Raw genomic sequence first — 16,787 nt, 5'->3', positions numbered from 1 at the left:
CGGGCGGCACTCCACAGATTGGTTCTTTTGCGAAAGGTCTGCCATGACCCGCTATTTTGATGAGCTTGAAACCCGCAGCCCTGATGAGCGCGCGGCGGCACTGGCCAAGGCCTTGCCGGACCAGATCGCACGGGCCAAGGCGCTGCCCGGCTATGCCGGTGCGCTGGATGGGGTGAATCCTTCCAGCATCACCTCGGTCGAGGCATTGGCAAGGCTCCCGGTGCTGCGGAAATCGGATCTGGGCCGCGCGCAGGCCGGGGCCGCTCCTTTCGGTGGGCTGACGACACGGCCCGCCAGCGGCTTTGCCCATATCTTCCAGTCCCCCGGTCCGATCTATGAACCCGGCGGCACCGAGCATGACTGGTGGCGGATGGGCCGTTTCCTGCATGCCTGCGGCATCGGGCGTGGCGATATCGTGCAGAACTGTTTCGGTTATCACCTGACACCTGCGGGGATGATCTTCGAATCCGGCGCGCGCGCGGTCGGCGCTGCTGTCCTGCCCGCCGGCACCGGCCAGACCGAATTGCAGGTAACCGCCAGCCGCGACGTGGGTGTGACCGCCTATGCGGGAACGCCGGATTACCTCAAGGTGATCCTCGACAAGGCGGATGAGATGGGCGTGACGCTGGCCATTACCCGCGCCGCGGTCGGGGGCGGGGCGCTTTTCCCCTCGTTGCGCAAGGAATATGCCGATCGCGGCATCCTTTGTCTGCAATGCTATGCAACCGCCGATCTGGGCAACATCGCCTATGAAAGTGCCGCACAGGAGGGGATGATCGTCGATGAAGGTGTCATCGTCGAGATCGTGACCCCCGGCACCGGCAATCCTGTCGCGCCCGGTCAGGTGGGCGAGGTCGTGGTGACCACGCTCAACCCCGACTACCCGCTGATCCGCTTCGCAACGGGCGACCTGTCCGCCGTCATGGAGGGTATCAGCCCCTGCGGACGCACCAATACACGCATCAAGGGCTGGATGGGTCGCGCCGATCAGACCACCAAGATCAAGGGGATGTTCGTGCGCCCCGAACAGGTGGCGCAGCTTGTCGCCAAACACGCCGAGATCAGCCGCGCCCGCGTCATCGCCAGCCGCGAGGGCGAGATGGACGTGATGACCGTGCAGATTGAAGCCGCAGGCGGCAGCGCCGACGCTTACGCCAGCTCCGTCGCCGAGGTGCTCAAGCTGAAGGGCAAGATCGAACTGCTGACCCCCGGCAGCCTGCCCAATGACGGCAAGGTGATCGAGGATCAGCGCGTTTACGACTGATCCGCACCACGCCCCTGCACAAACAAAAAGACCGCCCCGAAGGGCGGTCTTTTCATTTGGATCGCGCTTCGATCAACCCTGACGGGCTTTGAACCGACGCTGTGTCTTGTTGATGACGTAGACGCGGCCTTTGCGGCGCACGACACGGCAGTCGCGATGCCGGTTCTTGAGCGAGCGGAGCGAGTTCTTGACCTTCATGGTCTTCTCCTATCAGTCGCGGCGCGGGCCTTGCGCCTTGTGGTAGCCATGCCCCTGTGACGGGACGGTGAAATGGCCCCCGGAGGGGCCAGCGAAACATCCCGTCACCGGAATGGAGAAATCATGGTGGGCGATACAAGGTTCGAACTTGTGACCCCTTCGATGTCAACGAAGTGCTCTACCACTGAGCTAATCACCCATGATACCGGACAGAGGCCTTGCCCCCCAAACGAAGAGGGGCGCGGATTTCCGCGCCGGTTCGTGGTCTATAAAAGGAGTCGGAAGCGGGATCAAGGGCTTTTGGCAAACCGATTTATCGCGCTATGATGAACCCGAAACAAGGATATCACATGACAGCGGTTGCCTATCACCTGATCCGGCCCGAACAGACCCGCAGCAGCGTCGTCTTTGCCTCGCCGCACAGTGGGCGCGACTATAGCTGGAGCTTTCTGCGCCGTACCGTCCTGAATGAACATACGATTCGCACGTCCGAGGATGCCTTTGTCGACCGTCTTTACGAAGCAGCCCCCGGTTTCGGCGCGCCGCTTCTTCTGGCCGGCGCACCGCGCGCCTTCATCGACCTGAACCGCAGCGCGGATGAATTGGACCCGGCCCTGATCGACGGGGTGCGCGGACTTTCGCACAATCCCCGTATCGCCTCGGGTCTTGGAGTCGTGCCGCGCGTCGTCGCAGGTGGCCGTGCCATCTATCGCGGCAAACTTGATCTGGATGAGGTGCAGGGCCGCATCAGCCGCTATTGGCGCCCATATCACGCCACCCTGCAACGCCTGCTGGACGAGGCGCATGGCCGCTTCGGTGAGGCGATCCTGATCGATTGCCATTCCATGCCGCATGAGGCAATGGACGGCATCGCCCGCTCCGGGGCGCGGCGGCCCGATGTGGTGCTGGGCGACCGCTTCGGGGCCTCGGCCTCGGGCTGGGTCGTTGACCAGATCGAAGCCGCGTTCGAGGGCACGGGTCTGATCGTCGCGCGCAACGCGCCTTTTGCCGGGGCCTATACCGCGCAACATTATGGTCGCCCCGCGCGCCAACAACATGTGGTTCAGATCGAGGTGGACCGTTCGCTCTACATGAACGAACAGCTGATCCGCCCGAATGGCAATTTTGCCACCTTCCAGAAAATCCTGACCGGCGTCATCGCCCGCATCGTCCAGATCGGTGCCCGCGAACAGCGACTGGCGGCGGAATAGCGCGGATCACCGCAACGCACGGCCCTTCAGAATGGCCTCCTCGCCGAACCGGGCGCGGATCGAATCCGTGGCCCGCTCGGCCTTCTGCCGCGCCGCGGCTTGTGGGTCCAGCAGGTCCTGCGACAGATCGGCTGCCGTTTCGGGCACCAGATCGGACAGACCGACGCCGATCAGACGATAAGGCCCTGCCTCGGGTCCCTGATCGAACAACGCCCGCGCTTCACGATACAGCCGATCCGCCAATTGCGTCGCATCGCGCAGCGCATGGCGGCGGGTCAGGATGCGGTGATCCGCGCGCTTCAGCTTCAAGGTGACCACACGCCCCGCAATGGCCTTGGCCTTGGCCCGGTCCGCGACCTTTTCCGCCAGCCGCCAGATATGGCCGTCCAGAATGTCAGGATCTGACGTGTCCTCGTTGAAGGTCGTCTCGTTCGAGATGGATTTCATCGGGCTGTCGCGCGACACGCGGCGATTGTCCTGCCCCCGCGCCAGATGCCACAGCCGGTCCCCCATCGTGCCGAACCGCGCTGTCAGATCCCGCGCTTCCCAGCGCAGCAGGTCGTCGAAACTGCGGATACCCGCTGCCTCCAGCGCCGCCTGCGTCGCCTGTCCCACGCCCCAGATCATCCTGACCGGCTTGCCGCGCAGGAACGCCATCGTATCGGCCTGCCCGATCACCGAAAACCCATGCGGCTTGTTCAGGTCTGACGCGACCTTGGCCAGAAACTTGTTATGGCTGAGGCCGATGGACCCGGTCAAACCCAGCTCCGTCTTCATCCGACGCACCAGCCGTGCCAGCATCACCGCAGGCGGCGCGCCATGCAGCCGCGCGGTGCCGGTCAGGTCCAGAAACGCCTCGTCCAGCGACAGGGGCTCGATGGCGGGCGTCAACTCCTCCATCATCGCGCGAATGGCGCGCGATGCATCGACATAGGCTTGCATCCGTGGCTTGATCACCACCGCTTCAGGGCACAGCTTCAGCGCCTGAAACATCGGCATCGCAGAGCGCACCCCTTTGATCCGCGCAATATAGCAAGCCGTGGACACCACGCCGCGCCGCCCGCCACCGATGATCACGGGCTTGTCCGCCAGCGCCGGGTTGTCCCGTTTCTCGACCGACGCATAGAAGGCATCGCAATCCATATGCGCGATGCTCAGGCTCTCCAGCTCAGGATGACTGACGAGTCGCGGACTCCGACAGGCCGGGCAGCGAGGGGCTGCGTCGAACCGGGTCAGGCAGTCGCGGCACAGGCTGGACATCGGGGAAATTCCGGACACGGGGATGGGTAGGCGATAAGTTTCATCATATAGAAGCGGAATGACACAGGAAACCGATATCACCGATCCCCATTTCGTCGGGGCCAAGCTGGCGCTGTTCCTTGGGGATCATCTGGCCGTGATCCTGCGCGACGCGCGCCCTGATATCCCATGGCCGGGCCATCTGGACCTGCCCGGCGGCGGACGCGACGGGGACGAAAGCCCCATCCAATGTGTCCTGCGCGAAACCCATGAGGAACTGGGTCTGGTCATCGCACCCGGTGCCCTGCGATGGGCACGGCGCTTTGCGGGCACGTCCGGCCCGGTCTGGTTCTTCGCCGCCCATCTGGAGTCCGGACGGGCGCGCGATGTGGCCTTCGGCAACGAAGGGCAGGGCTGGCGGCTGATGACGCCGCAGGCCTATCTGACCGACAAGCTGGCGATCCCGCATTTTCAGGACAGGCTACGCCTTTATCTCGGTGACACGGGATAAATCACGGATTCCCCTGGACCGGACATCAGGCTATTGTGCCGGCATCTTTGGGAGTGGATTTCATGGAAGACAATTTGACAGACCTTCTGGGCGGCAACGCCGTATCTCTGGCCTTTGCCGTTCTGGTGATCGTATCGCTCTACAAGGCGATCAAGATCGTGCCGCAATCGGAAAAGCATGTGGTCGAACGCTTTGGCCGTCTGCGCACCGTGCTGGGGCCGGGCATCAACTTCATCGTGCCCTTCCTCGATGTCGTGGCACATCGCATCTCGGTGCTGGAACGCCAGCTTCCCAACGCCGAACAGGACGCCATCACATCGGACAACGTGCTGGTGAAGGTGGAAACGTCTGTCTTCTACCGCATCACCGAACCGGAAAAGACCGTCTACCGAATCCGTGACGTGGACGGCGCGATTGCCACCACCGTCGCCGGGATCGTGCGCTCTGAAATCGGCAAGATCGAACTGGATCAGGTGCAGTCGAACCGCGCTGATCTGATCCTCAAGATCCGCGATCAGGTCGTCGCCATGGTCGATGACTGGGGGATCGAGGTGACGCGGGCCGAAATTCTGGACGTCAACCTTGATGCCGCCACGCGCTCGGCCATGCTGCAACAGCTCAACGCCGAACGTGCCCGCCGCGCGCAGGTGACCGAGGCCGAAGGGCGCAAGCGCGCCGTCGAACTGGCTGCCGATGCCGATCTTTATGCCGCCGAACAGCAGGCCAAGGCCCGCCGCGTTCTGGCCGATGCCGAAGCCTATGCCACAGGCGTCGTGGCCGATGCGATCAAGGAAAACGGGATCGAAGCCGCGCAATATCAGGTTGCGCTCAAACAGGTCGAAGCCCTGCAAGCCGTCGCCGTGGGCGAAGGCAAGCAGACCATCCTCATGCCAGCCTCCGCGTTCGAGGCCTTCGGCAATGCCTTCGGCCTGCTGAAAGGGCGTAGCTGATGATCCTCTGGCAGGAATGGTGGGTCTGGATCGTGATCGGCGTGACGCTGGCCGTGGCCGAGGTGATGTTGCCCGGCTTCATCCTTCTGGGCTTTGCCATCGGCGCAGCCCTCGTCGGCTTTTTGCTGCTGATCGGCGTGCTGGGCGGCAATCTTTTCGTGCTGATCCTGATCTTCGCGATTGCCTCGCTGATCTCATGGATCGCGCTGCGCCGCCTGATGGGTGTGCGCAAAGGTCAGGTCAAAATCTGGGACCGCGATATCAACGACAACTGAAACGCTCGGGGCGGTTCACGCCCCGCGCAACTGCTCCAGAATATCCAGCGCCGCCTGTCGCGGATCGGCCGCCTGCCAGATCGGGCGGCCGACCACGATGTGATCGGCCCCATCCGTCACCGCCTGTGCGGGCGTGGCGATCCGTTTCTGGTCGCCTTTGTCCGCCCCCATTGGCCGCACGCCGGGTGTCACGATCAACCGCCCCGCCGCCTCCGGCAAGGCCCGGATCAGCGCCGCCTCCTGGGGCGAGGCGATCACACCATCCGCCCCCGCCTCAAAGGCCCGCGCTGCCCGTTCCAGTACCAGATCGGTCACATCCCCCGCCTTCATCAGCCCCGCATCCAGATCGGCGCGGTCCAGCGATGTCAGGATCGTCACCGCCAGAATCTTCATCGCCTTGCCACCAACACCGGCCCGCGCCGCCCGCACCACATGCGGATCGCCATGCACCGTCAGGAAATCCAGATCATAGTGTGCCAGACCGCGCACGGCAGCCTCGACCGTGGCCCCGATGTCGAACAGCTTCATATCCAGAAAGATGCGCTTTCCGTGCTCTTGCTTCAGCTCATTCGCCAGTGCCAGCCCGCCACCCGTCAGCATCCCTAGCCCGATTTTATAGAACCCGACCGCATCGCCCAGCGTCTCGGCCAAGGCCAGGCCCTCCAGCGCGTTGGGTACATCAAGGGCAACGATCAGGCGGTCATCAGCTGTGGTCATGACAGGGCATCCTCTGGTCCGGGGGGTCGCGCGGTGTTACCCGCTGCCCCGCCCCCCGGCAAGACTTGAGATTGCCAATCGCTCCAGCGCCAGACGTGCTATCCTCAGGCCAGCAGCCCGTCTGCCAGCAGGATTTCGCGCTTGCCGCTGCGATACTCGGGCATTCGGCGTAGTTGCCTTATCGCCTCATGCATCAGCGCATGTCTGTGCTCGGTCGGCTCGATCTGCGCCAGCGGCAGATGGCAATCCACCAGCACGCGCCCGCTGTCCGACGTAATCGCCACATGGGCCCGCGTCAGACTGTCGTGATCATTGGTGTTCAATGCGGTGATGTCGATCTGCGTGATGAACATGGCTTCTCCATTTCTGTCCCTATCCCTTTGCATATCGCCCGCAAAGGGCAGAAGTGGGGCGCGGAACGGATGAATTGCGGACTTTTTCGGGGACTGAAGATTTGCCCCCGCTTTGGACTTGAACAGGTTGCGCTGCGCAACCATCTTTGATCCGAGGCCCGGATCAGGGTGTGCCGCAGGGGCGGGCACCGCAACACACGGGCGCTTGAACAAAGGAGAAAGACCATGGACTTGAACAAGTTCACGGAGCGGTCGCGCGGTTTCATCCAAGCCGCCCAAACCATAGCCATGCGCGAAAATCACCAGCGTCTGGCACCGGAACACATCCTGAAAGCCTTGTTGGACGACGATCAGGGTCTGGCCAGCAACCTGATCAAGCGCAGCGGCGGCAATCCCGCCCGCGTGACCGAGGCGCTGGCGCTGGCCCTTGGCAAGATCCCGAAAGTGTCGGGCGATGCCGGGCAGGTCTATCTGGACAACATCACCGTCAAGGTTCTGGATGAGGCAACCAAACTGGCCACCAAGGCCGGGGACAGCTTCGTGCCCGTCGAACGCATCCTGATGGCGCTTTGCATGGTCAAATCGCCCGCCAAGGACGCGCTGGATACAGGTGCCGTCACCGCACAGAAGCTGAACGAGGCGATCAACGACATTCGCAAAGGGCGCACCGCCGATACGGCCAGTGCCGAGGAAGGCTATGATGCCCTCAAGAAATTCGCGCGCGACCTGACGCAGGCCGCCGAGGAGGGCAAGATCGACCCGATCATCGGCCGGGACGAGGAAATTCGCCGCGCGATGCAGGTCCTCAGCCGCCGCACCAAGAACAACCCGGTCCTGATCGGCGAGCCCGGCGTGGGTAAGACCGCCATCGCCGAAGGTCTGGCGCTGCGCATCGTCAACGGCGACGTGCCGGAATCCCTGCGCAACAAACGCCTGATGGCGCTGGATATGGGTGCGCTGATCGCAGGTGCAAAATATCGCGGCGAGTTCGAGGAGCGTCTGAAAGCCGTCCTGAACGAGGTGACGGCGGCGGCCGGAGAGATCATCCTCTTCATCGACGAGATGCACACGCTGGTCGGTGCCGGTAAATCCGATGGTGCTATGGATGCGGCCAACCTGATCAAGCCCGCTCTGGCGCGGGGCGAGTTGCACTGCGTCGGTGCCACCACGCTGGATGAATATCGCAAATACGTGGAAAAAGACGCGGCCCTCGCCCGGCGTTTCCAGCCGGTGATGGTCTCGGAACCTACGGTCGAGGATACGATCTCGATCCTGCGCGGCATCAAGGAAAAGTATGAGTTGCACCACGGTGTACGGATCAGCGACTCGGCCCTTGTGGCGGCGGCGACCCTGTCGCACCGTTATATCACCGACCGTTTCCTGCCCGACAAGGCGATCGACCTGATGGACGAAGCCGCCAGCCGCCTGCGCATGGAAGTGGACAGCAAGCCCGAAGAACTGGACGCGCTGGACCGCGAAATCCTGCAAAAGCAGATCGAGGCCGAGGCATTGCGTCTGGAGGATGACGTGGCTTCAAAGGATCGTCTGGCGACGCTGGAAAAAGATCTGGCCGAACTGCTGGAACGCTCTGCCGAAATGACGGCAAAATGGCAGGCCGAGCGGGATAAGCTGGCGGGTGCCCGCGACCTCAAGGAGCAGCTGGACCGCGCCCGTGCCGATCTGGAAATCGCCAAGCGCGAGGGCAATCTGGCGAAGGCGGGCGAGCTGTCCTATGGCGTGATCCCCCAGCTTGAGAAAAAGCTGGCCGAGGCCGAGGAAGTCGGTGCCGATGGCGTCATGGTCGAAGAGGCCGTGCGCCCCGAACAGATCGCGCAGGTCGTCGAACGCTGGACGGGTATTCCGACCACCAAGATGCTGGAAGGCGAGCGGGATAAACTGCTGCGGATGGAAGAAGAACTGGGCCGCCGCGTGATCGGCCAGCGCACCGCCGTCAAGGCCGTGGCCAACGCTGTCCGGCGCGCGCGGGCGGGGCTGAACGATGAGAACCGCCCGCTGGGCTCGTTCCTCTTCCTCGGGCCGACGGGTGTGGGCAAGACCGAGCTGACAAAGGCTGTGGCCGAATACCTGTTCGACGATGACAGCGCGATGGTCCGCATCGACATGTCCGAGTTCATGGAGAAACACTCGGTCGCGCGTCTGATCGGTGCCCCTCCGGGCTATGTCGGCTATGACGAGGGCGGGGTGCTGACCGAAGCGGTACGTCGCCGCCCCTATCAGGTGGTGCTGTTCGACGAGGTCGAGAAGGCGCATCCGGATGTCTTCAACGTGCTGTTGCAGGTGCTGGACGACGGGGTGCTGACCGACGGGCATGGCCGCACGGTGGATTTCAAGCAGACGCTGATCGTGCTGACCTCGAACCTTGGGGCGCAGGCGTTAAGCCAGTTGCCCGACGGGTCAGACGCTTCCGAGGCCAAGCGGGACGTGATGGACGCGGTGCGGGCACATTTCCGGCCGGAGTTCCTGAACCGTCTGGACGAGACGATCATCTTCGACCGCCTGTCGCGCAAGGATATGGACGGGATCGTCGAGATCCAGCTGCGCCGCCTGCTCAAGCGGTTGGCAGGGCGCAAGATCGCGCTGGAGCTGGACGCGAGCGCCAAGACATGGCTGGCGGATGAAGGCTATGATCCGGTGTTCGGGGCGCGGCCTTTGAAGCGGGTGATCCAGCGGGCGCTGCAGGACCCTCTGGCCGAGATGCTGCTGGCGGGTGACGTCAAGGACGGGGCTACCGTGCCCGTGTCCGCCGGACCGGACGGGCTGATCATCGGGGACCGCATCGCCGCGTCGAACCGACCCAAACCGGATGATGCCGTTCTGCATTGACGCCCGTCATCCGACCTGAAACAGGGGCCGCAGGGGAGACCCTGCGGCCCTTTCTTTTGGGTCTGTCCCACCGTGGGACATTTTCCAGACTGTTTTATTTCAGTGGGTTACACGCCCACGTTAGGGAAATTTTAATGAATTGGGGGCTAGCGTCGCCAGAGCGCATCGCCTGGGCGCGGGTATTGATCCCTTGGGAATGAATGAAAACAGGATGCTGTGGGTGGCGGGTTTCATTGATCCAGAGAGATGCGGATACCTGCGATGGCATCGCTTGAAAATACACCATTATGGTGTTAAATGACGGAAAAGAAGAAACCGTCCTATGATCTTGCAGCGATCCAGTCCGCAGCGGGGGCAACCATGGGTGTTACAAGTGGCGCTTTGCGTGGTGCTGCCGAAATGGGGATGACACGCGCCGATATGATGCGCGTCATCAAAGGGCTGTCCCGCCGGGATTTCTACAAGTCGGTGACGACCCATCAGGATCATTCTGTCTGGATGGATGTCTATCACGGGCGGGCGGATGGCCATGAGATTTATATCAAGGTCGTGCGGGATGTGGTGACCGCCTTCACCTGCACGTCCTTCAAGGAGAAATGACATGTCCAGCGATGCAAGCCCGCGCCGGCATCCCGAAACAGGCGCTGTTCTGCTGCGCGGGGTGCGCCGCGTCACGCTGTCGTTCCGGTCGCAGCAAGAGGTGATCGACCTTCCCGGCTGGTATCCTGCGGATGATCCGACGGCAGAGAATGGTCTTCATGATCCGGCGGATATGCAGGTGTCCGACCGTGCGATCACACGGATGAAGGCGCGCGAGGCCGGATTGCTGACGCCGGACCAGATCCGGCAGGTTCGCAAGCGGTTGCGCCTGACACAGCGCGATGCAGGGCGGATCATTGGCGGGGGGCCGAATGCCTTTCAGAAATACGAGGCGGGGGATGTTCTGATCAGCAAGGCGGCGGATTCGGCGCTGCGGCTGTTGGCCAACGATCCGGCGCGACTGGCGGAACTGGTGCCGTCAGTCTGATCCGCGCGGTGAGGGCTGGAGCGGTCGGGGCAGTAGACCCGGAAAGCGGGTTCTGGAAATTGATTGCGTCATATGATGAAACGCACGTCCATGTTCGGAGAAGAACGGGACAGCCCGTGCAGATCAATCTGTCCCACCACGCCCCTGTCGCGATACTTCTGCTTCAATCGATGCTGGCACGGAAAGGGCTGGGCCTGGATATATGCGGTGTTCATCCTGAGGCTGTCTGACGCCCCCTCTACCCCTCGGGTTGCAACCAGCGTTCCACCAGATCGAAGACATCATCGACCAGACCCGGTGACTTGGCCATCGGTCCTGTCAGGCGGATGATCCAGCCGTTCGGGGCCCGCACGCGGGTGAGGGTGACGCCCTGATGCAGGGTGAGGCTATGGCGCGGGCGGTTGGGTTTGCGGTCGGGGCCGATGTCCGGCTCGGTCAGGATGGTGTTGAGGATCGGACGCAGCGCCTCCCATTGCTGGGGCAGGCCATGGGCCGGGGTGGCATTGGCGGCCAGCGTGGCGATGATCGCAGGCCCACCGCCAAGGCGCAGGGCGGTGGCGAGGCGGTCCATGCGGGCGGTGCTGAGCGCCTCGGGCGTGCGCAGGGGAGAGTCGATCAGTGTATCGACCACCAGAAAGAAGCCGCGCAACCGGGCGCGCTGTTGGCGGCTGGCGGCGGGGTAGAGGGTTTCGACAGCGCCGGCGGCATCGGGAAAGGTGCCTTCCTCAAGCAGGCGCAGGATCAGGCGGCCTTTTTACCACGGGGAGATCTGGGCGCGCACCTCGTTCTCGGTGACCATGGCGGCCAGGGCTGCGGGAATATCGCCGGGGTTGCAACACAGCGCGGGGATCGTCTCATACCCCATCGCGCGGAAGGCCATGAAGCGGCGATACCCGGAGATCAGGCCATAGGGGTGGGGCTGATCGTCCTCCTGCACCAGACCGAAGACTTCGATCGGCTGGCGCAGGCCGATGGCGGTGATCGAGCGGATCAGATCGTCCAGCGCTGTCGGGTCTGCAAGGGTCCGGTCGCGGGGCAGGATATCGGCCGCGATGTCGCGGAGCGGGATTTCGGTCAACTTCATCGGCATCTCCTGCGGCTGGGGGCAGTATGGGGCAGGAGACGGGGTGTTGCGGTTCGTGGTCAGGCGGCGCGCGGTGGGGCGCGCAGCAAGAAGGGCGGGCATCGCGGCCCGCCCTTCCCGGTCACCCTGAGAGGGAGATCAGGGTGCGATCACTCGGGGATGATCACGGTGTCGATGACGTGGATCACACCGTTCGAGGTTTCGATATCGGCGGTGGTCACATTGGCGCCGTTCACGGTCACGCCGCCTTCGGTCATGATCGTCAGATCACCGCCCTGCACGGTCGTTGCCATCATCTCGTTGGTCAGGTCGGTGGACATCACTTTGCCCGGCACGACGTGATAGGTCAGGATCGCGGTCAGCTGGTCCTTGTTCTCGGGCTTGAGCAGGTCTTCGACCGTGCCGGCGGGCAGGGCGGCGAACGCCTCGTCCGTGGGGGCGAAAACGGTGAACGGGCCTTCGCCCTTGAGCGTGTCCACCAGACCGGCGGCTTCGACGGCGGCGACCAGCGTGGTGAAGCTGCCAGCCTCGACGGCGGTGTCCACGATATCCTTGGAATGGGTGTCAGCGAAGGCCGGGGTCGCGATCAGCGCGGCTGCGGTCAGGGCAAGATAAGTTCTGCGGAACATGATGATCTCCAGTATATGTGTCGTCGATGCCTGCATTGGCAACACTAGGACTACTCGCCAGATCCGACATTGGTTCAGCGGGGATTTCCGCCTGTCCTGCTTGACGAAAAACGCCGCAGCGCTAAGCCACGGCGTTTCGCGATTTCCAGTGATAACCTTGTGATCCCGCGCGAGTGTGGCGTGATCAACACGCCCCTGACGGGTGGGTCGTCATTGCCCGATCGCGGTCTTTGCGATGGTGTCGAGAAGGGCCTGCACCTCTTGCATCGGGCCTTCGGGATAGGTGCGATAGCCGATCATCGTCTGATCCGGCGTGTCGGGCGAAACGGCGACGAAGATGTCATAGGGGCAGAAGACGATGTTCATCGGGTCCGCCTCCATCACCTTGCGGGACACGGCGGCGGAACAGAAGCTGTAGACATCCGCCTTGGTGAAGATGGTGACATCCGAGCCGACATCGCCCTTGGTGCGTTCCAGCATGTCGCCCACATGCGATGTGGCGTCGATCACCAGACCCTGGTCGATGATCGCATTCTCCAGCCCGAAGATCACGTCTTCAAAGGGCTGGTCCGTGGTATAGGTCACCATGTCCTGGGCCTGAACCGTCGTTGCCGTCAGCGCCGCAAGGCACATCCCGATCATGAGCTGTCTCATCGTGGTCTCCTCCTGTTTGGGGCAAGGCCCCTGTTCGGCATGAACCTGTCCGGCCATGCCGGTATGTGGCAGGAACCTGTCTTGCCGCGGACTCATTATCTCATCAGTCTAGAGCCTGTGCCACCTGCTACCTTGATACAAATCAAAAGGATTGAATATATGGATTTCGCGATGAATGCGCTTTTGCTGCTGGCGCTGCTGTTCGTTCTGGTTCTGGGTATCGCGGTGCTGATGGCGATGATCTTCTTTGTCGCCGACAAGGTGCAGACCGGGGATGCGGTGCGGCGGAATTATCCGGTGATCGGGCGGTTCCGGCATCTGTTCACCTCGCTGGGCGAATTCTTCAGGCAGTATTTCTTTGCCATGGACCGCGAGGAGATGCCCTTCAACCGGGCGCAGCGGGACTGGGTTCACAACGCCACCAAGGGGCAGGGTAATACGGTGGCCTTCGGATCGACGCGGAATCTGTCGATCCCCGGCACGCCGATATTCGTGAACGCGGTGTTCCCGCCGCTGGATGACCAGTTTTCCGTCACGCAGCCGATGATCATCGGGCCGACGGCGGCGATCCCGTATCGTGCGAAGTCGATCTTCAACATCTCGGGCATGAGTTACGGCGCGATTTCCCGCCCGGCGGTCGAGGCGCTGAGCCGGGGGGCGGCCAAGGCGGGGATCTGGCTGAATACGGGCGAGGGCGGGCTGTCGCCCATTCATCTGACCGGGGCCTGCGACATCGTCTATCAGATCGGCACGGCCAAATACGGTGTGCGGGACGAGCATGGCAACCTGAGCGACGAAAGGCTGCGCGCGGTGTCGGATCATCCGCAGGTGAAGATGTTCGAGTTGAAGCTGGCGCAGGGGGCCAAGCCCGGCAAGGGCGGTATCCTGCCCGGTGAGAAGGTGAATGCCGAGATCGCGGCGATCCGGGGGATTCCGATGGGCTTGGACAGTGTCTCGCCCAATCGCCATCTGGATATCGACAGTTTCGAGAGCTTGCTGGACGTGATCGGCCATATCCGCAAGGTGACGGGCAAGCCGGTGGGGTTCAAGACGGTGATCGGCTCGTCCGAGGCGTGGGAGGATCTGTTCACCCTGATCAATGCGCGCGGAGCGGAGTCGGCCCCCGATTTCATCGCGGTGGATGGCGGCGAGGGTGGCACGGGGGCCGCCCCCATGCCCCTGATCGACCTTGTGGGGATGCCTCTGCGCGAGGCTTTGGTGCGGGTCGTCGATCTGCGCGACCGGCACGGGTTGAAGGAACGCATCCGCATCATCGCCAGCGGCAAGCTGGTGAACCCGTCCGATGTGGCCTGGGCCATTTGTGCAGGCGCGGATTTCGTCACCTCGGCGCGGGGGTTCATGTTCTCTCTGGGCTGTATCCAGGCGCTGAAGTGCAACAAGAACACCTGCCCCACGGGGATCACGACGCATGACCCCAAGTTGCAGCGCGGTCTGGTGGTCGAGGACAAGTTCCTCAAGGTCGCCAATTACGCCACCTCGATCATCAAGGAGGTGGAAACCATCGCCCATTCCGTCGGCGTGTCCGAGCCGCGCCTGATGCGGCGGCGGCATGTGCGGCTGGTGCAGGCCAATGGCGAGTCGATCCCGATGAACAAGATCCGTCCAAGTTACAATCCGGCCACGCCATTGTGAGGCAATGTGGTTTTGCCAAACGGCAAAGCCGGGATACATGCCTGTATATAAAGTCATAGGAGGGGCGCATGGCCTATCGTTGGAAATCCGATCTGCACGAACGCGATGTGACGCCCGAAAGCGTCTATCTGAACCGCCGCACGCTGCTGGCGGGGGTGGCTGGCCTTGGGCTGGCGGGTCTGGCCGGGCCGGGCCGGGCGCAGGATGGTGGCTTGAAGCCCAATACATGGGAAGAGATCACCACCTATAACAACTTCTATGAGTTCGGCACCGACAAGGGTGACCCGGTCAAGAATGCCGGGCGCATGACGATTGCGCCATGGACGGTCAAGATCGACGGGATGGTGGACAAGCCCGGAGACTATGCCTTCGAGGACATCATGGCGCGGATGACGGTCGAGGAGCGGATCTACCGTTTCCGCTGTGTCGAGGCATGGTCGATGGTGATTCCGTGGAACGGGTTCGAACTGGCCGATCTGCTGGAGATGGCGGGCGTGCAGTCGGGGGCGAAATATGTGGCGTTTGAAACGTTGCTGCGTCCCGAGGAAATGCCGGGCGTGCGCTATCCCGTGCTGGACTGGCCCTATGTCGAGGGGCTGCGTCTGGACGAGGCGATGCATCCGCTGACCATCATGGCGACGGGGATTTATGGCCGCGACATCCCGAACCAGAACGGCGCGCCGATGCGGCTGGTGGTGCCATGGAAATACGGGTTCAAGTCGATCAAGTCGGTGGTGCGGATCACCCTGACCGACAAGGAGCCGCCGACAAGCTGGAACAAGGCGGCGCCGCGCGAATACGGCTTCTATAGTAATGTGAACCCCGAGGTGGATCACCCGCGCTGGAGCCAGGCGACCGAGCGGCGCGTGGGCGGTGGCCTGTTTGCGCGCAACGAGCCGACCTTGATGATGAACGGTTATGCCGATGAGGTGGCCAGCCTCTATGCCGGCATGAACCTGACCGAGAATTTCTGAGCGATGCTGGCGGAGCGTGTGAATGGCGCGGTCCGCCGCGTGCCCGTGTGGCTGGTCTATGTGGCGGGGCTGCTGCCTGCGCCATGGTTTCTGTATCTGGGCCTGACCGGGGGTCTGGGGGTCGAGCCGATCAAGGCGCTGGAACATGAGTTGGGGTTGTTCGCCTTGCAGCTGTTGGTGGCGGGTCTGGCGATCACGCCCTTGCGGCGGTACGCCGGGATCAACCTGCTGCGGTTCCGCCGTGCAATCGGTGTTCTGGCCTTTACCTATGTCGCGCTGCATCTGCTGGTCTGGCTTGTGCTGGATGTGCAGGCCCCCGCGCGGATCTGGGCCGATATCGTGAAGCGGCCTTATATCACCATCGGGATGATCGGGTTTCTGGCGATGATCCCGCTGGCGCTGACCTCGAACAACTGGTCGGTGCGGCGGCTGGGGCCGCGTTGGCGGCAGGTGCACAAGCTCACCTATATCGTGGTGCTTCTGGGGGCGGTGCATTTCGTGATGCTGCGCAAAGGGTTTCAGCTTGAACCGTTGGCCTATCTGGCCGCGATCGTGATCCTGCTGGCGCTGCGCCTGCCCTTCGGGGCCGTGTCACGCCGCGTGAACCGCGCCTGATCCGGGTTCACCGCAGACAAGACCTGCAAGGTTCATGAGCGGGTGACGCGAATCCTTGCATGAAATCCGGGCAGTTTGTGAAAACCGCGTCGCGCTGTTCGGGTGATTGAGTCGGTTCTACGGCCAGAACGACTCTTCTGATGTGTCGCAAGAGGGCGTCGTGTTACCGTTCGGGGGGTGTTCCGACCTGTGAGTCCATGCCCGATGGCGGGCCGTTTGTGGACAGGTCTGTGGATAACGCAACATCTAGTCGTTGACCCTGCGAGAGGCGGGAAAGAAAGTTGCCCCAGCGGGCCGCGCGGCGCAACTCCTGCAATCTAACCCTCTCAAATACCTTGGAAAAACGCCTCGATGAAAAAATTATGACGTTTGTGAAAAAAGCACTTGCGGCCCACCGCATCAAACCGTAGAACCCCCCTCACGGCGACGCAGAGACGCGGCGCTGGGGACCGGACGGAACGAGGTAGCGGTGCTGCTGAGGGAGATCCGGGTGAGAATTTGGGGATAGATTGAGCGGGTTGCGCTTGTAGTTAGAGCGCACTCGGTTTGATTTTGTCTCTTGGGGTTACGGCTCCGACGCTCTTTGACA

19 protein-coding genes and 1 tRNA gene are annotated in these 16,787 nt (G+C 62.8%); 11 read left to right on the top strand and 9 right to left on the bottom strand.

Translation table 11 applies throughout. The annotated features are described in order from the left end of the window. Positions 1–43: 43 nt before the first annotated feature. Positions 44–1,264, top strand: a complete 1,221-nt coding sequence (locus PVW27_RS15050; RefSeq protein WP_274559138.1) for a phenylacetate--CoA ligase family protein — start codon at positions 44–46, stop codon at positions 1,262–1,264. A gap of 72 nt (positions 1,265–1,336) precedes the next feature. Here the strand turns inward: PVW27_RS15050 and ykgO are convergent, their stop codons facing one another. Together ykgO and PVW27_RS15040 are read right to left on the bottom strand one after the other, a co-directional pair. Next, complete coding sequence (gene ykgO / locus PVW27_RS15045) at positions 1,337–1,462, bottom strand: type B 50S ribosomal protein L36 (RefSeq protein WP_008562923.1); 126 nt, start codon at positions 1,460–1,462, stop codon at positions 1,337–1,339. Positions 1,463–1,586: 124 nt separating this feature from the next. Further along, a tRNA-Val gene (locus tag PVW27_RS15040) sits at positions 1,587–1,661 on the bottom strand. A 151-nt stretch (positions 1,662–1,812) separates the two neighbouring features. On the opposite strand from PVW27_RS15040, the gene PVW27_RS15035 reads away from it, so the two are divergent. Next, a complete protein-coding gene (locus tag PVW27_RS15035) occupies positions 1,813–2,673 on the top strand; it encodes an N-formylglutamate amidohydrolase (protein WP_274559051.1) in 861 nt (286 codons plus the stop codon). Between the two features lie 6 nt (positions 2,674–2,679). On the opposite strand, the gene PVW27_RS15030 is transcribed toward PVW27_RS15035, so the two are convergent. Then, on the bottom strand, positions 2,680–3,933 hold the full coding sequence (locus PVW27_RS15030; protein WP_274559049.1) for a DNA polymerase IV: 1,254 nt from the start codon (positions 3,931–3,933) through the stop codon (positions 2,680–2,682). 58 nt (positions 3,934–3,991) lie between these two features. On the opposite strand from PVW27_RS15030, the gene PVW27_RS15025 reads away from it, so the two are divergent. From PVW27_RS15025 to PVW27_RS15015, 3 genes are all read left to right on the top strand, one after another. Beyond that, positions 3,992–4,423 (top strand): NUDIX hydrolase, encoded by a 432-nt coding sequence (locus PVW27_RS15025; RefSeq protein WP_274559047.1) that lies wholly within the window; start codon positions 3,992–3,994, stop codon positions 4,421–4,423. 62 nt (positions 4,424–4,485) lie between these two features. After that, entirely contained in the window at positions 4,486–5,373 is an 888-nt protein-coding gene (locus tag PVW27_RS15020) for an SPFH domain-containing protein (protein WP_274559045.1), read from the top strand. Next, positions 5,373–5,648 carry an NfeD family protein gene (locus PVW27_RS15015; RefSeq protein ID WP_274559044.1) on the top strand — a complete coding sequence of 92 codons (276 nt, stop codon included), beginning with the start codon at positions 5,373–5,375 and terminating at the stop codon, positions 5,646–5,648. Before PVW27_RS15020 ends, PVW27_RS15015 begins: the two co-directional genes overlap by 1 nt. Positions 5,649–5,663: 15 nt before the next feature. On the opposite strand, the gene pyrF is transcribed toward PVW27_RS15015, so the two are convergent. Both pyrF and PVW27_RS15005 read right to left on the bottom strand, forming a co-directional pair. Beyond that, positions 5,664–6,365 (bottom strand): orotidine-5'-phosphate decarboxylase, encoded by a 702-nt coding sequence (gene pyrF / locus PVW27_RS15010; RefSeq protein WP_274559042.1) that lies wholly within the window; start codon positions 6,363–6,365, stop codon positions 5,664–5,666. Between the two features lie 104 nt (positions 6,366–6,469). Further along, a complete protein-coding gene (locus PVW27_RS15005) occupies positions 6,470–6,718 on the bottom strand; it encodes a hypothetical protein (RefSeq protein ID WP_274559040.1) in 249 nt (82 codons plus the stop codon). A 225-nt stretch (positions 6,719–6,943) separates the two neighbouring features. Between PVW27_RS15005 and clpB the strand changes: the two genes are divergently transcribed. The 3 genes from clpB (at position 6,944) to PVW27_RS14990 (ending at position 10,589) form a co-directional block, all read left to right on the top strand. Further along, positions 6,944–9,562, top strand: a complete 2,619-nt coding sequence (clpB, locus tag PVW27_RS15000) for an ATP-dependent chaperone ClpB (RefSeq protein ID WP_274559038.1) — start codon at positions 6,944–6,946, stop codon at positions 9,560–9,562. Between the two features lie 297 nt (positions 9,563–9,859). Further along, entirely contained in the window at positions 9,860–10,162 is a 303-nt protein-coding gene (locus PVW27_RS14995; protein ID WP_274559036.1) for a type II toxin-antitoxin system MqsR family toxin, read from the top strand. 1 nt (position 10,163) lies between these two features. Further along, positions 10,164–10,589 (top strand): type II toxin-antitoxin system MqsA family antitoxin, encoded by a 426-nt coding sequence (locus PVW27_RS14990; protein WP_274559034.1) that lies wholly within the window; start codon positions 10,164–10,166, stop codon positions 10,587–10,589. Positions 10,590–10,827: 238 nt separating this feature from the next. On the opposite strand, the gene PVW27_RS14985 is transcribed toward PVW27_RS14990, so the two are convergent. The 4 genes from PVW27_RS14985 to PVW27_RS14970 all read right to left on the bottom strand — a co-directional run bounded on the left by PVW27_RS14985 (position 10,828) and on the right by PVW27_RS14970 (position 12,956). Beyond that, the gene (locus PVW27_RS14985) at positions 10,828–11,238 is read right to left on the bottom strand and encodes a hypothetical protein (protein ID WP_274559032.1); all 411 of its coding nucleotides are present in this window, start codon (positions 11,236–11,238) and stop codon (positions 10,828–10,830) included. 105 nt (positions 11,239–11,343) lie between these two features. After that, complete coding sequence (locus tag PVW27_RS14980) at positions 11,344–11,775, bottom strand: ParB/RepB/Spo0J family partition protein (RefSeq protein WP_274559030.1); 432 nt, start codon at positions 11,773–11,775, stop codon at positions 11,344–11,346. A 47-nt stretch (positions 11,776–11,822) separates the two neighbouring features. After that, on the bottom strand, positions 11,823–12,302 hold the full coding sequence (locus PVW27_RS14975; RefSeq protein ID WP_274559028.1) for a fasciclin domain-containing protein: 480 nt from the start codon (positions 12,300–12,302) through the stop codon (positions 11,823–11,825). A 210-nt stretch (positions 12,303–12,512) separates the two neighbouring features. Then, positions 12,513–12,956, bottom strand: coding sequence for a DUF302 domain-containing protein (locus PVW27_RS14970; protein ID WP_274559026.1), 444 nt, complete (start codon positions 12,954–12,956; stop codon positions 12,513–12,515). Between the two features lie 159 nt (positions 12,957–13,115). On the opposite strand from PVW27_RS14970, the gene PVW27_RS14965 reads away from it, so the two are divergent. From PVW27_RS14965 to msrQ, 3 genes are all read left to right on the top strand, one after another. Beyond that, a complete protein-coding gene (locus PVW27_RS14965) occupies positions 13,116–14,609 on the top strand; it encodes an FMN-binding glutamate synthase family protein (protein ID WP_274559024.1) in 1,494 nt (497 codons plus the stop codon). A 68-nt stretch (positions 14,610–14,677) separates the two neighbouring features. Then, positions 14,678–15,583 (top strand): protein-methionine-sulfoxide reductase catalytic subunit MsrP, encoded by a 906-nt coding sequence (gene msrP / locus PVW27_RS14960; protein WP_274559022.1) that lies wholly within the window; start codon positions 14,678–14,680, stop codon positions 15,581–15,583. Positions 15,584–15,586: 3 nt separating this feature from the next. Beyond that, positions 15,587–16,198 (top strand): protein-methionine-sulfoxide reductase heme-binding subunit MsrQ, encoded by a 612-nt coding sequence (gene msrQ, locus PVW27_RS14955; protein ID WP_274559020.1) that lies wholly within the window; start codon positions 15,587–15,589, stop codon positions 16,196–16,198. Positions 16,199–16,787: the final 589 nt, after the last annotated feature.

The sequence above is a fragment of the Seohaeicola sp. 4SK31 genome (assembly GCF_028802875.1).
Taxonomy (GTDB): domain Bacteria; phylum Pseudomonadota; class Alphaproteobacteria; order Rhodobacterales; family Rhodobacteraceae; genus Seohaeicola.
Note: the sequence above shows the minus strand (reverse complement) of the source record. Positions and strands in the feature narration are given on the sequence as shown.